General features: G+C 67.3%; 11 protein-coding genes. 9 read left to right on the top strand and 2 right to left on the bottom strand.

What is annotated here, in order from left to right; genetic code table 11:
- The first annotated feature begins 5 nt into the window (after window positions 1-5).
- Genes E0497_RS02720 through E0497_RS02755 form a run of 8 tightly spaced genes read left to right on the top strand, consistent with a single transcriptional unit; the run spans window position 6 to window position 8,431 of the window.
- The gene (locus tag E0497_RS02720) at window positions 6-1,187 is read left to right on the top strand and encodes an MCE family protein (protein WP_137723254.1); all 1,182 of its coding nucleotides are present in this window, start codon (window positions 6-8) and stop codon (window positions 1,185-1,187) included.
- Window positions 1,187-2,212, top strand: a complete 1,026-nt coding sequence (locus E0497_RS02725; protein ID WP_137723255.1) for an MCE family protein — start codon at window positions 1,187-1,189, stop codon at window positions 2,210-2,212. The genes E0497_RS02720 and E0497_RS02725 overlap by 1 nt, the downstream gene beginning before the upstream one ends.
- Window positions 2,209-3,261 carry an MCE family protein gene (locus tag E0497_RS02730; protein ID WP_137723256.1) on the top strand — a complete coding sequence of 351 codons (1,053 nt, stop codon included), beginning with the start codon at window positions 2,209-2,211 and terminating at the stop codon, window positions 3,259-3,261. The genes E0497_RS02725 and E0497_RS02730 overlap by 4 nt, the downstream gene beginning before the upstream one ends.
- Window positions 3,258-4,553, top strand: a complete 1,296-nt coding sequence (locus tag E0497_RS02735) for an MCE family protein (protein ID WP_137723257.1) — start codon at window positions 3,258-3,260, stop codon at window positions 4,551-4,553. The genes E0497_RS02730 and E0497_RS02735 overlap by 4 nt, the downstream gene beginning before the upstream one ends.
- Window positions 4,550-5,785, top strand: coding sequence for an MCE family protein (locus E0497_RS02740; RefSeq protein WP_137723258.1), 1,236 nt, complete (start codon window positions 4,550-4,552; stop codon window positions 5,783-5,785). Before E0497_RS02735 ends, E0497_RS02740 begins: the two co-directional genes overlap by 4 nt.
- Window positions 5,782-7,200, top strand: coding sequence for an MCE family protein (locus E0497_RS02745; protein ID WP_137723259.1), 1,419 nt, complete (start codon window positions 5,782-5,784; stop codon window positions 7,198-7,200). Before E0497_RS02740 ends, E0497_RS02745 begins: the two co-directional genes overlap by 4 nt.
- On the top strand, window positions 7,167-7,883 hold the full coding sequence (locus tag E0497_RS20575; protein WP_170312847.1) for a hypothetical protein: 717 nt from the start codon (window positions 7,167-7,169) through the stop codon (window positions 7,881-7,883). Before E0497_RS02745 ends, E0497_RS20575 begins: the two co-directional genes overlap by 34 nt.
- On the top strand, window positions 7,880-8,431 hold the full coding sequence (locus E0497_RS02755; protein ID WP_241665677.1) for a h domain protein: 552 nt from the start codon (window positions 7,880-7,882) through the stop codon (window positions 8,429-8,431). Before E0497_RS20575 ends, E0497_RS02755 begins: the two co-directional genes overlap by 4 nt.
- Window positions 8,432-8,513: 82 nt before the next feature.
- Here the strand turns inward: E0497_RS02755 and E0497_RS02760 are convergent, their stop codons facing one another.
- Window positions 8,514-10,067, bottom strand: coding sequence for an alpha,alpha-trehalose-phosphate synthase (UDP-forming) (locus tag E0497_RS02760; RefSeq protein WP_137723260.1), 1,554 nt, complete (start codon window positions 10,065-10,067; stop codon window positions 8,514-8,516).
- A 50-nt stretch (window positions 10,068-10,117) separates the two neighbouring features.
- Window positions 10,118-10,282, bottom strand: a complete 165-nt coding sequence (locus tag E0497_RS20580; protein WP_170312848.1) for a hypothetical protein — start codon at window positions 10,280-10,282, stop codon at window positions 10,118-10,120.
- A gap of 531 nt (window positions 10,283-10,813) precedes the next feature.
- On the opposite strand from E0497_RS20580, the gene E0497_RS02765 reads away from it, so the two are divergent.
- Entirely contained in the window at window positions 10,814-12,502 is a 1,689-nt protein-coding gene (locus tag E0497_RS02765; RefSeq protein WP_170312849.1) for a metallophosphoesterase, read from the top strand.
- Window positions 12,503-12,559: the final 57 nt, after the last annotated feature.

A 12,559-nucleotide genomic window follows, 5' to 3' on the forward strand; every position in this document is an offset into this window, starting at 1 on the left:
GAACGATGCCCGAAGCTAGGTGGAAGACGAAACTCGCTGCGGCCGTGATGGTGTTCGGTCTGGTGGCGATCATCGTGGTGGCGTTGACGATGTTCGTCGGCGGCTTCACGAAGAGTGAACCGGTCACGGTGACGGCGTCCCGTGCCGGCCTGGTGATGGATCCCGACGCCAAGGTCAAGCTCCGTGGTGTCGAGGTCGGCCGGGTCGCGTCGATCGACGAGGTCGACGGTCAGGCCCGCATCCAGCTCGCCATGGATCCGGCGCAGATGCACCTGATTCCCGCGAACTCGGCCGTCGAGATCAAGTCGACCACTGTGTTCGGCTCCAAGTACGTCAATTTCGTGGCGCCCGCAGATCCTTCGTCGAAGACACTGCAGCCCGGATCGGTCATCGGCGCGGACAGCGTCACCGTCGAATTCAACACGCTGTTCCAGAATCTGTCGGACCTGCTGCAGCAGATCGAACCGGAGAAGCTCAACGCGACACTCGGCGCGATCTCGTCGGCGCTCAACGGGCGCGGTGACGAACTCGGTCAGTTGCTCGCCGAGACGGACACCTACCTGAAGAAGATGAATCCGACGCTGCCGCAACTGCAGCGGGATCTTGCTGCGGCGGACACGGTGACCAACACCTACGCGGACGTCACCCCCGACCTGATGACGCTGCTCGGGAACCTGACCGCGACCAGCGGCAGCATCGTCGACGAGCGGGAGAACCTGCGGATGACGCTGGAGAACGCCGTGGCACTGTCGAACACCGGCAACACGCTGCTCACCGACAACGAGACCGACCTGACGCGCTCGCTGGCCCTGCTCGAGCCCACCACGGCGCTGCTGTCCGGGTACTCGCCGTCCATCTCGTGCCTGATCGTCGGACTCAACAAGGCGCGCCCGATGGCGGAGGAGATCGAGGGCGGTGGTCAGGCCGGCTTCGCGATGAGCGCAGGCTTCCTGCCCGGCTTCGAGCCGTACACCGTCCCGAAGGATCTGCCCAAGGTCAACGCGACCGGCGGACCGAACTGCTGGGGCCTGCCGGACTTCGATCCGCGCCGTGACGGCAACGCCAAGTTCGTCGCCTCCGACACCGGCACCGTGCCGTTCGTTCCGTCGACGACGGCGTCGCTCAACGTGCCCAAGCTGTTCCAGTGGCTGTACGGCGGCGTCGCACCGTCGGAGGGGCAGAAGTGATGCGCGCGACCACAGTCAAGTTCACCGTCTTCACGACCGTCATGGTGCTGATCTTCGCGGGCCTCGCAGTCGTGTTCAGTCAGGCACGGTTCAGCAGCACCGAGGACTACCACGCCGAGTTCACCGACGCGTCCGGCCTGAAGTCGGGGGACAAGGTGCGGATCGCCGGTGTCCCGGTCGGCTCGGTGACCGGCGTCGAGGTCGGTTCCGTGAACCTCGCCCACGTCAGTTTCGATGTGGACACGAAATACTCCCTGCTGCACAGCACCCGGGCCACCGTGCGCTACGAGAACCTCGTCGGCGACCGGTACCTGGAACTGCTCGAGGGCACCGGCGCGCCGGAGACGCTGTCCTCCGGTTCCACGATCCCGCAGACACAGACGTCGCCGGCACTCGACCTGGACCTGCTGCTCGGCGGGTTCAAGCCGCTGCTGCGCGGGCTGAGCGCCGACCAGGTCAACGACCTCAGCGGTGCATTGTTGCAGGTGATGCAGGGGCAGGGCGGCACACTGGTGTCGCTGCTCGGCGGCACCAGCTCGTTCACCAACGCGCTCGCCGACCGGGACCAGCTGATCGGTGACGTCATCGTCAACCTGAACAGCACGCTGAAGACGATCGACGACAAGGGCGACCAGTTCTCGTCGACGGTCGACCAGCTGCAGCAGTTGGTGACCGGCCTGGCACGGGACCGGGATCCGATCGGCGCGGCGATCCCCAAGATCGCCACCGCGACCGACGATCTGGCGGGGCTGCTGCAGGGCGCCCGTCCGGACCTGCAGGCGACCATCGCCAACGCGAACCAGCTGGCCGGGAACCTGCAGGACGGTCAGGACGACGTCAACTGGGTGCTCGAACGTCTCCCGGAGGCGTACCGGAAGCTCATCCGCGTGGGTACCTACGGCGCGTTCTTCCAGTTCTACACATGTGAGGTCGCGTTCAAGTTCTCCGGACCGGACGGTCAGGAACTGCGCGTCGACCTGCCGACGACACCGCTGCAGACCACGGGGAGGTGCGCGATCAAATGAGTAAGCGTGAACGAAATCCTGTGCGGATCGGCATCATCGGTGTCGCCGTCTCGGCCTGCCTGGTACTCGCGGGCCTGCAGTACGACCGGCTGCCGTTCCTGTTCGGCGGAGTCCGCTACGACGCCCTGTTCGAGGACGCGGGCGGTCTGATGGCGGGCGACTTCGTCACCGTCGCCGGCGTCAACGTCGGCAAGGTCGAGACCATCGCCCTCGACGGCACCGATGTGCGGGTGACGTTCTCGATGGAGGAGGGCATCCGACTCGGCGCCGACACCGGCGCCGACATCAAGACCAACACGATCCTCGGCCGCAAGTCGCTGCAGGTCACGCCGGAAGGGTTCGACGTGCTCGCGGTCGGCGGCACGATCCCGTTGGAGCGCACCAACTCTCCGTACTCGCTCAACGATGCGCTCGGGGATCTGTCGTCGACCGTCAACGACCTCGACACCGGTCGGCTCAGCGACTCCCTCGACGCGGTGTCCGAGTCGCTGACCGACACCCCGCCGGAACTGCGGACCGCGCTCGACGGCGTCAGCCGCCTGTCCGAGAGCATCAACTCCCGCGACGAGTCGTTGAAGGATCTGCTCGCCCGTGCCGAGAGCGTGACCGGGATCCTCGCGGACCGCAGTGACCAGATCAACGCGCTCATGGTCGACGGCAACCAGTTGCTCGGGGAACTCGACCGGCGCCGCAACGCGATCAGCGAACTGATCACGAACATTTCGGCGGTGTCGCGGCAGCTCACCGGCCTGGTGCAGGACAACGAGCAGCAGATGAAGCCGACCCTCGACAAGTTGAATTCGGTCGTGGCGAACCTGCAGGACAACAAGGACAACATCAGCCGGGCGCTCGACGGGCTCGGCCCGTACGCGCGGTCGCTGGGCGAGGCCGTCAGCAGCGGCCCGTTCTTCATGGCGTACGTCGCGAACTTCAGCGTCAGCGCCATGACCCAGACCCTGGTCGACCAGTTGGTGTGGCCGGAACACGTCCCCGAGGACCTGAAGCAGTTCCCGCCGCTGACCACCGAGCTCAAGGATCCGAACCGATGAGCGGCGCACAGAAGCAGTCCCGTATCCCGAAGAAGTGGCTGACGATCGGCGGTGCGACCGTCGTCGTCCTCGCTGTGCTCGTCGCTGCGGTGGTCTACCTGTTCCCGGGTCTCGGCAAGACGACCGTCACGGCACAGTTCCCGTCGACGACGGGCCTGTACGCCGGTGACGACGTCCGCGTGCTGGGTGTGCGGGTCGGCTCGATCGAGAGCATCGATCCGAACGGCACCGGCGCGACGGTCGTCATGAACGTCGATCGCTCCGTGGACATTCCGTCCGACGCGAAGGCCGTGATCGTGGCCCCGAACCTGGTCTCGGCCCGGTTCGTGCAGCTGACCCCCGTGTTCACGGGCGGCACGGCGATGGCCGACGGTGCCGAGATTCCGCTCGAGCGCACCGCGGTTCCGGTCGAGTGGGACGAGATCAAGACCGAGCTGACGAAACTGTCCGAGGCGCTCGGCCCGCAGAGCGGCGCCGACCAGGGATCGCTCGGCACGTTCATCGACACGGTCGGCGACAACCTCGACGGCAACGGCGATGCGCTGCGCCGCACCCTGCGGGAGCTGTCCGACACGATGAAGACGATGTCCGACGGCCGCACCGACCTGTTCGGCACCATCCGCAACCTGCAGACGTTCGTCACGACACTGTCGGCGAGCAACGAGCAGATCGTGCAGTTCGGCGGCCGGCTGCGTTCGGTGTCGTCGCTGCTCGCGGACACCAGCGACGAACTCGGTACGGCGCTGCAGGATCTCGACGTCGCGATCGGTGACGTCAACCGGTTCGTCACCGACAACCGGTCCTCGCTGAACGAGCAGGTCGGCCGGCTCGCCGACGCGACCGCCGTGCTGGTCGAGAAGCGGCCCGAACTCGAACTGGTGCTGCACGTGGCCCCGACCGCGCTGGCGAACTTCAACAACATCTACAGCCCCCGTCAGGGCTCGCTCAACGGTGTGCTCGCGGCCAGCAACGCACGGAACCCGATGACGATGGTGTGCGGTCTGATCGCGGGCCTCGAGAACAACGACTCGGATCGTTCGGCGGACCTGTGCGCGCAGTACCTGGCGCCGGTCCTCAACTCGATCACCACCAACTACCCGGGCATCATGTCGAACCCGGCGGTCTCGCAGGCCGCCCGACCCGACCAGATCGAGTTCAGCCCGCCGAGCCTCGCCTCGCAGGTGCCCGCCCGCTCCGCTCCGACGACCGTGTCGGGCCCGCTCGCTGCCATGCCGACGATCGCGGTGCCCAAGGATCTCGGCGCCCTGCTCACCCCGGGAGGTGGACGATGACCGAACGTCGCAGGCGCACCCGTGTGGTGGCGACGTCCGCCGTCGCACTGTCGCTGACCCTGACCGTCACCGGCTGTGAATGGAACGGACTGAACTCGGTGCCGCTGCCCGGCACGCAGGGCGGCGGGGACGGCTCGTACTCGGTGCAGATCCAGATGCCGAACGTGACGACCATGTCGCAGAATTCGCCGGTGAAGGTGAACGACGTGACGGTCGGCGCGGTCACCGGTATCGAGGTGCAGGACTGGCACGCGCTGGTGACGGTGTCGTTGAACGAGGGGGTGACACTCCCGGCGAACGCCACCGCGAAGATCGGGCAGACGAGCCTGCTCGGGTCGCAGCATCTGGAACTGTCGGCACCGACCGGTGTCGCGCCGCAGGGCACCCTGCAGGACGGCGACGTGATTCCACTCGACCGGGCGGGTGCGTTCCCGACCACCGAGCAGACGTTGTCGTCACTGTCGGTGGTACTTAACGGTGGTGGGCTCGCGCAGATCAACGACATCACCCGCGAGCTCAACGCAGCCCTGGGTGGCCGCGAGGATTCGGTGCGTGACCTGCTGCCGCAGCTCGACCAGCTCGTGGGCAGCCTGGACGCGCAGCGCGGTGAGATCATCTCCGCGATGGAGGGAATCGACCGGCTCGCCGGGACCGTCAACAAGCAGACCGACACCCTCACCCACGCGCTGGACGCGATCCCGCCGGCGCTCGAGGTGCTGGTGGGTCAGCGGCAGAACCTGACGAATGCGCTCGTCGCACTCGGTAATTTCAGCGACACCGCCACCCGCGTGATCGACGAGAGCGGCGACGATCTGAAGGGCAACCTGGCGAACCTGGCACCGCTGCTCCAGCAGCTCGCCGGCACCGGTCACAACCTGACCGAGGTGCTGTCACTGATGCTGACGTTCCCGTTCACGATGAAGAACCTGGATCAGGTCTTCCAGGGCGACTACGCGAACCTGAACATGATGATCGACCTGACGAACCAGCGTTTGAACGACAACTTCATGTCCGACACCGGCCTGGGGGCGACGCTCGGCGGCGTCGAGGGTGCACTGGGACGTATCGCCGGCACTGCCGGCCAGGCCGCCGATCCGCTGAAGATCCCGAACCCGAAGAAACCCGACCTGATCCAGGCGGAACCGAAGCCCGCACCGAAACCCGAACAGAACAATGGGATTCCGCTGCTGCAGATTCCCGGCCTTCCGCAACTAGGAGTGCCGACGCCATGATGCTTACGAGGTTCGTCCGAATCCAGTTGGTGATCTTCTCGATCCTGACGGTGATCGGGTTGGTCGTGATGGCCACGCAGTACGTGCGCCTGCCCGCGCTGTTCGGGATCGGGCAGAACCGGGTGACGGTGGAGTTGCCGTCGACCGGTGGCCTGTACACCAACGCCAACGTCGCGTTCCGCGGCACCAATGTCGGCAAGGTCGACGACGTGGTGCTCACCGACAACGGTGTCGCCGCGACGCTGTCGATCAGCGACAGTTTCGACATCCCCGCCGATCTCGACGCCGCGGTCAAGAGTGTCTCGGCGATCGGTGAGCAGTACGTGGATCTGATTCCGCGTACCGACTCGTCGCCGTACCTCGCGAACGGCGACGTGATCCCCGTCGATCGCACCAGTGTTCCGCAGGACGTCGGCGCGATGCTCGATCAGGCGGATGCTCTCGTGCAGAGTGTCTCGAACACCAAGCTGCGCATGGTCGTCGACGAGTCGTTCAAGGCGTTCAACGGTGCCGGCCCGGATCTGCAGCGGCTCATCGACTCCGCGCGTCTGTTCGTGCAGGAGGCCAACGCCAACTCGGATGCCACCACGACCCTCATCGAGCAGGCCGAGGGTCTGCTCGACACCCAGGTGGTCACGAGCGATGCGATCCGGGCGTGGACGAAGAACCTGGTGACGTTCTCGAACCAGTTGCGCGCCAGCGATCCTCAGATCCGCAGCATCCTGGCGAAGACCCCGGACGCGGCGGCGCAGGCGAACGGGCTGTTCCAGGATCTGCAGCCGACGCTGCCACTGCTGCTCGCCAACCTGGTGAGCGTCGGTGAGGTCACCACGATCTACCACAAGAGCCTCGAACAGGTGCTGGTGATCTACCCGCCGCTGACGTCCGCGCTCCTGACTGCCGCCATGAAGGGGCCCATCGACGACGGTGCGATCGTGAACTTCGGTCTCGAACTGAACGATCCGCCGCCGTGCACCACCGGCTTCCTGCCCGGCAACGAGTGGCGGGCCCCGAACGAGGCGTCCATTCCGGACACCCCGTCGGACCTGTTCTGCAAGTTGGCCCCGAACGACCCGGTCGCCGTGCGCGGCGCCCGCAACTACCCGTGCATGGAGTTCCCGGGCCGGCGGGCCGCGTCGCCCGAGGAGTGCCGCAGCGCCGCCGGATACGTTCCGGAGGGCAACAACCCGCCCAGTGGGCCACCTCAGGATCCGTCTGTACCCTCGTACACGACGGTGCCGGCGAGCACCGGGGGAAGCGTGAATGTGCCTGCCACAGCACGCCCCTACGACCCGACGACGGGCAAGTTCACGGGCCCGGACGGCCTGCTGTACTCGCAGCCCGGGCTGGCGTCGGGAGGCACACCCAGAGAGGACACGACGTGGCAGACGATGATGACACGTCAGCAGGGCTGACGGTCGACGAGAGCGCACGTCCGGCACGTCGGCGAGCGAGTCGCGGTGCCGGACCGGCGAACGGGGCCGGACCGGCGGCAGCGACGGTGACGATGGAGAAGACGTCCGGTGCCGGTGTGGCGAGCATCGACCCGGTTGTCGCGGCGGCAGCGGCGGATTCGCCGGAGACCCCGGTCGTCGAGCCGGCAGTCCGGCGCCGCCCGACCGGTCGTTCGTTCGTCACGATCGTGGGTGCGGTGCTCGTGCTCGCGCTCCTCGTGACCGGCGGATGGCTGTTGTTCGAGAAGAAGGCCGCACACGACCGCGACGTGCAGCGGGGTGCGTTCGAGCAGACGGCCCGCCAGACGGTGCTCAACCTGACGACGATCAAGCCGGACACTGCGAAGGACGACGTCGAACGCATCCTGTCCGGGGCGAGCGGCGACTTCAAGGCCGAGTTCGACGGCCGCGTCGACCCGTTCGTCGGCATCGTCCAGGAGGCGGGTGTGACGACCGTCGGTCATATCGTCGAGTCCGGGATCGAGAGCACCGACGGTGACACCGCACGGGTACTCGTCGCGGCCCGCGCCGACGTCAGCACCCCCGACGGAACCCAGAACGGTCCCCGTGACTTCCGGTTGCGGGTGACGGTCACCGGTGACGGGGATTCGATGTCGGCATCGAAGGTGGAGTTCGTACCGTGAACGATCGACAGACCATGACAGATCAGCAGCAGGACGAGCAGCAGGACGATCGGCAGCCGAGTGGCGGATCCGGCACCCGCGGGCTCGCGGTGGTCGCCGGTGTCCTGGTCGCGGCACTCGTCGTCGGTGTCGGCTGGCTCGGTTGGGGGTACCTGCAGGACCGGGCCACCGAGCAGGCGCGTGTCGACTCGGTTGCGGCGGCGTCCGCGCAGGCCGAAGCGATGCTGTCGTACGACCACACCGAGGTGGACCAGCAGTTGGCGGCCGCCGCCGACGGGCTGACCGGCGATTTCAAGGCAGAGTACGAGAAGCTGGTGCAGGAGACGATCGTGCCGGGCGCGAAGGAGAAGAAGATCACCGTGCAGGCCACGGTGCAGGCCGGTGCCGTCGTGTCCGTGACGCCGGACGACGCGGTGGTGCTGTTGTTCGTCAACCAGATCACCACCAGCGAGGAGATGCCGGACGCCGCCACCACGGGCAGCCGGGTGCGGATGGAGATGCACAAGGACGGCGACCGCTGGCTCACCGGGCGGCTGTCGCCGGTGTAGCCGCCGTCCACGGACGAACGCCGACGGGCTCCCGCGCGATGCGGGAGCCCGTCGGCGTATCTGCGGCGGAAGCCGTTCTGCGTCAGTCCTGTTCGATGTACTCGTCGTCTGCGGGTAGCAGCGCCGATCCGGCGATCCCCTGCTGTCCGAGAGCGTCGAGGAAGGACCGGGCCCAGCGGTCGACGTCGTGCGCGAGCACCTGCCGGCGTAGGGCGCGCATGTGGCGTCGGCCGTCCTCCCGGTTCTGGTACAGCGCGGCCTCCATCTTGTCCTTGACGTCCTCGAGATCGTGCGGGTTGCACAGGAACGCTTGACGGAGTTCGGCTGAAGCGCCGGTGAATTCGCTCAGCAGCAGGGCGCCACCGAGGTCGCTGCGGGAGGCCACGTACTCCTTGGCGACGAGGTTCATGCCGTCGCGCAGCGGGGTCACGAGCATGACGTCGGAGGCCGCGAAGAACGCGATCAACTCGTCCCGGCCGATGGGTCGGTGGATGTAGTGCACGACGGGACGGCCCACCTCGGCGTACTCGCCGTTGATGCGGCTGACGGTCTGCTCGATGGCGCCGCGCATCTGCACGTAGCTCTCGACGCGTTCGCGGCTCGGGGTGGCGAGCTGGACCATGACCGTCTCGGCCGGGTCGACGCGTCCCTCCTCGAGGAGTTCGTAGAGGGCGTCGAGGCGGACGTCGATGCCCTTGGTGTAGTCGAGGCGGTCGACGCCCAGCATGACATGCTTCGGGTTGCCGAGTTCCTTGCGAATCTGTTTGGCGCGGTCCTTGATCGACTTGCGGCGGGACATCTCGTCGAGCTGCCCGGAGTCGATGGAGATGGGGAACGCGCCCACCCGGACGGTGCGGAACCCGACCTGGACGACACCGAGTTTGGAGCGGACACCGACGGTGCCGCGGGAGGTCTGCTGGCCGGCGAGGCGGCGGGCGAGGAACATGAAGTTCTGGGCACCGCCGGGCAGGTGGAAGCCGATGAGGTCGGCGCCGAGCAGGCCCTCGACGATCTCGCGTCGCCACGGCATCTGCATGAACAACTCGACCGGCGGGAACGGGATGTGCAGGAAGAACCCGATCGTGAGATCGGGGCGGAGCATCCGCAGCATCTTCGGCACCAGCTGCAACTGGTAGTCCTGGATCCAGACGGTGGCGCCCTGTGCAGCGGCCTTCGAGGTGGCCTCGGCGAACCGGCGGTTCACCTCGACGTACGCGTTCCACCATTCGCGCCGGTACTCCGGTTTGACGATGACGTCGTGGTACAGCGGCCACAGGGTGGCGTTGGAGAAGCCCTCGTAGTAGTCGGCGACTTCCCGCTCGCTCAGCGGCACCGGGTAGAGGTCGAGGCCGTCCTCGACGATCGGGTCGAGGTCGACGTCGGGAACGCCGGGCCACCCCACCCAGGCGCCCCTGTTGTTGCGCAGGATCGGTTCGAGTGCGGTGACGAGCCCGCCGGGACTGCGCTTCCAGCGGGTCGTACCGTCGGGCAGTTTCTCGAGATCGACGGGCAGCCGGTTGGCGACGACGACGAACCGCGAACCGGCATCCCCTGCGTTCTCGGAGTCGGTGTGCTCACCGGATTCCGTGACGGCGGATTCCCCCGGACGTTGTGATGACTCCGAGGGCGCGGTCACGGATTCCTGCTCTTCTCTCTGTCGAACCGATACGGGTGAGGTCGGACGAACTAGGCGACCGGGTCGATGCCCAGCATCGCGAGCAGCATGCGGCACTCGTCGGCGTCGGTGGCGTACGCAGCGACGACGCGCTGTGCCTGCCGGGCCGTCTCGTCGGCTACGGGCTCGAGTTCCTCGTCCGCGATATCGTTCTCGGCGGTCGTCTTCGCGGCCATCATGTTCCTTCCGGGCTTGCTGCGGTTTATCCGCAGGTAGTTCCTGACTGCGACTCTATGAGAACCGCCCCGGTCGGCGCCACTCACACCGGGGTCGAGGCGGGACAGCACGGAAGAAGACCGGGCAGTCTGCGTCGGGTGGCGTGGGACGGGCCGGATCGTCCCGGCGCTCCTGTCTGTTCCGCAGATCCACGTCGAGCGTGACGCCGGCACCCGTCGCCGGGGTGACCGGGACCGCGCACAGGGCGGCCGCTCGAACGAACGCGGTACGGGTCGGAGTCATGGGTCTTCGCAGGTGGTGAAGGCTGCGAACGGTGCCGTGCCGCACGCGGATTCGTCTGGCAGGGTAGTGGCTGTGCGGCGGTGGCAGTGTCGGATGCACCGAGACGGGCGGCTCCTGCGGGGAAGTTCACCCGGTCTTCACCCCGACGCCCGCCGGAGAGTGCCTGCTGCTCGTCCGCGCTCCCTAGCTTCATTGGCCCAGACCAATTTCGGGAACGGTCTGGAATCCCAGGGAGACAAGGACTGCTCGTGAAACGTAAGACACTGGTGATCGCCGCCGTGGCCGCTGCACTCGTCGCTCCGGGGGTGGCGCACGCAGCCCCGGGTCTGGGCAGCGCGGGAAGCCTGGGCGCCGCGTGGGGCAGCTCCGGGGACAACGGCGGTGGGGACGGTGGCGGCGACACCGACAACGGTGCCGCGCCGGCGACCCCGGCGGTGAGCGTCCCCGGTGGCCGCTACGAGCATCCCGTGGATCTGACGTTCGACGTCGAGCGCGGCGCGACGGCCCGGTACACCCTCGACGGCAGCACCCCGACCGTGAGCAGTCCTGCGTTCGATCCGCGGCGTCCGGTCCGCATCGACCGTGACACCAACGTCACCGTCGCCGCGTTCCGGGGTGAGCGGCAGAGCGTGCCGGTATCGGTCGGCTACCTGATCAAGACGGCCGAGAAGCCGATCGCGCAACTTGTCGTCATGTCGGACGTGCACATCGGCGGGTACGAGTCGAACATCCGGAAGTACGAGAGCTTCTTCGACACGATCGGCTCGATCTTCCCGAAGCCCGATGCGATCCTGTCCAACGGCGACATGATCAACGACAACGGCGACGGCAAGGGGCCGGACCACAAGATCGTCGCGCAGGTGTTCCAGGAACAGTTGGCGCGCAAGGGCATGACGGACACTCAGGTGCTCATGTCGTTCGGCAACCACGACGCGAAACTGGCCGACGTCCGAGCCGGCTACCCGCAGGCGTGGTTCCCGGATTCCGGTGGCGGCTACTACGAGTCGGAGGTCAGTGGTGTACACGTCTTCACTGTCAACACCGAGACGTACAACGGGGACACCGCGCAGCGCGACTGGCTGAAGGGCCGGCTCGCGGAACTCGCCGCCGCGAACGTCGGGGCGCCGATCCTCGTGCAGGGCCACCGCCCGACGGTGGGCACCACGATGGACGGACAGCAGGCGTCGAATCCGCGGCTGGCCGAGGACCTGAAGGCGTTCCCGCAGGCGATCTACTTCTCCGGGCACTCGCACCTGAACAACTTCGACGACCGGGCGATCCACCAGAAGGACTTCACCTCCGTCAACGACGGCTCGATGTCGTACATCGAGTTCGACAAGGGCTTCCAGATGGTCACCGAGACCGGGCTGGCGAACCGGTTCGAGGCGCCCACCGCGCAGGCCCTGTTCGTCGAGGTGTACGCCGGCCGCACCGAGATCAGCCGGGTCAACATGGCCGCCGACCGGCACGACATCTACACGGGCGGACAGTGGTCGGCGAGCTGGCAGCCGCCGTACTCGAGCGCCGGCACCCTGAGCGGGCCGAGCTGGACGGTGACCCTCGACGGCGCCACGAGCCGGGAGATCAAGGACAACTTCCGGTACACGGCGGCGGCGCGGAACACGGTGGCCCCCGAATTCGCCTCCCCGACACCGCTGTCGACGGTGACCGGGCTGGACGGCGCGCTGTCGCTGCGGATCGCGCAGGCCCGGGACGACCAGATGGTGTACCACTACCGTGTCGAGATCGCCGACACGGCGACCGGCGCGAAGGTCGTCTCGTCGAAGGTGCTGTCGGACTTCGCGTTCGTGCCGCGCCCCGACCACCTCGACGTCCCGATGCCCGACGCAGCGACCGGCGAGTACGAGGCGAAGGTCGTCGCCGTCGACGCGTACGGCAACGCCTCACCCGAGGCGACGCTGACGTTCACGCGCTGATACCACGGCCGGCGTCCCGGCACAAGGGTCGCGCGGCGGATTTTCGTCGCGCGACCT

Source organism: Prescottella subtropica (assembly GCF_005434945.1).
GTDB classification, from domain to species: domain Bacteria; phylum Actinomycetota; class Actinomycetes; order Mycobacteriales; family Mycobacteriaceae; genus Prescottella; species Prescottella subtropica.

What these genes read in the sequence shown, in the direction of transcription:
- E0497_RS02720 (WP_137723254.1), top strand. Translation starts at nt 6, where the DNA reads ATGCCCGAAGCTAGGTGGAAGACGAAACTCGCTGCGGCCGTGATGGTG.
- E0497_RS02725 (WP_137723255.1), top strand. Translation starts at nt 1,187, where the DNA reads ATGCGCGCGACCACAGTCAAGTTCACCGTCTTCACGACCGTCATGGTG.
- E0497_RS02730 (WP_137723256.1), top strand. Translation starts at nt 2,209, where the DNA reads ATGAGTAAGCGTGAACGAAATCCTGTGCGGATCGGCATCATCGGTGTC.
- E0497_RS02735 (WP_137723257.1), top strand. Translation starts at nt 3,258, where the DNA reads ATGAGCGGCGCACAGAAGCAGTCCCGTATCCCGAAGAAGTGGCTGACG.
- E0497_RS02740 (WP_137723258.1), top strand. Translation starts at nt 4,550, where the DNA reads ATGACCGAACGTCGCAGGCGCACCCGTGTGGTGGCGACGTCCGCCGTC.
- E0497_RS02745 (WP_137723259.1), top strand. Translation starts at nt 5,782, where the DNA reads ATGATGCTTACGAGGTTCGTCCGAATCCAGTTGGTGATCTTCTCGATC.
- E0497_RS20580 (WP_170312848.1), bottom strand. Translation starts at nt 10,282, where the DNA reads ATGGCCGCGAAGACGACCGCCGAGAACGATATCGCGGACGAGGAACTC.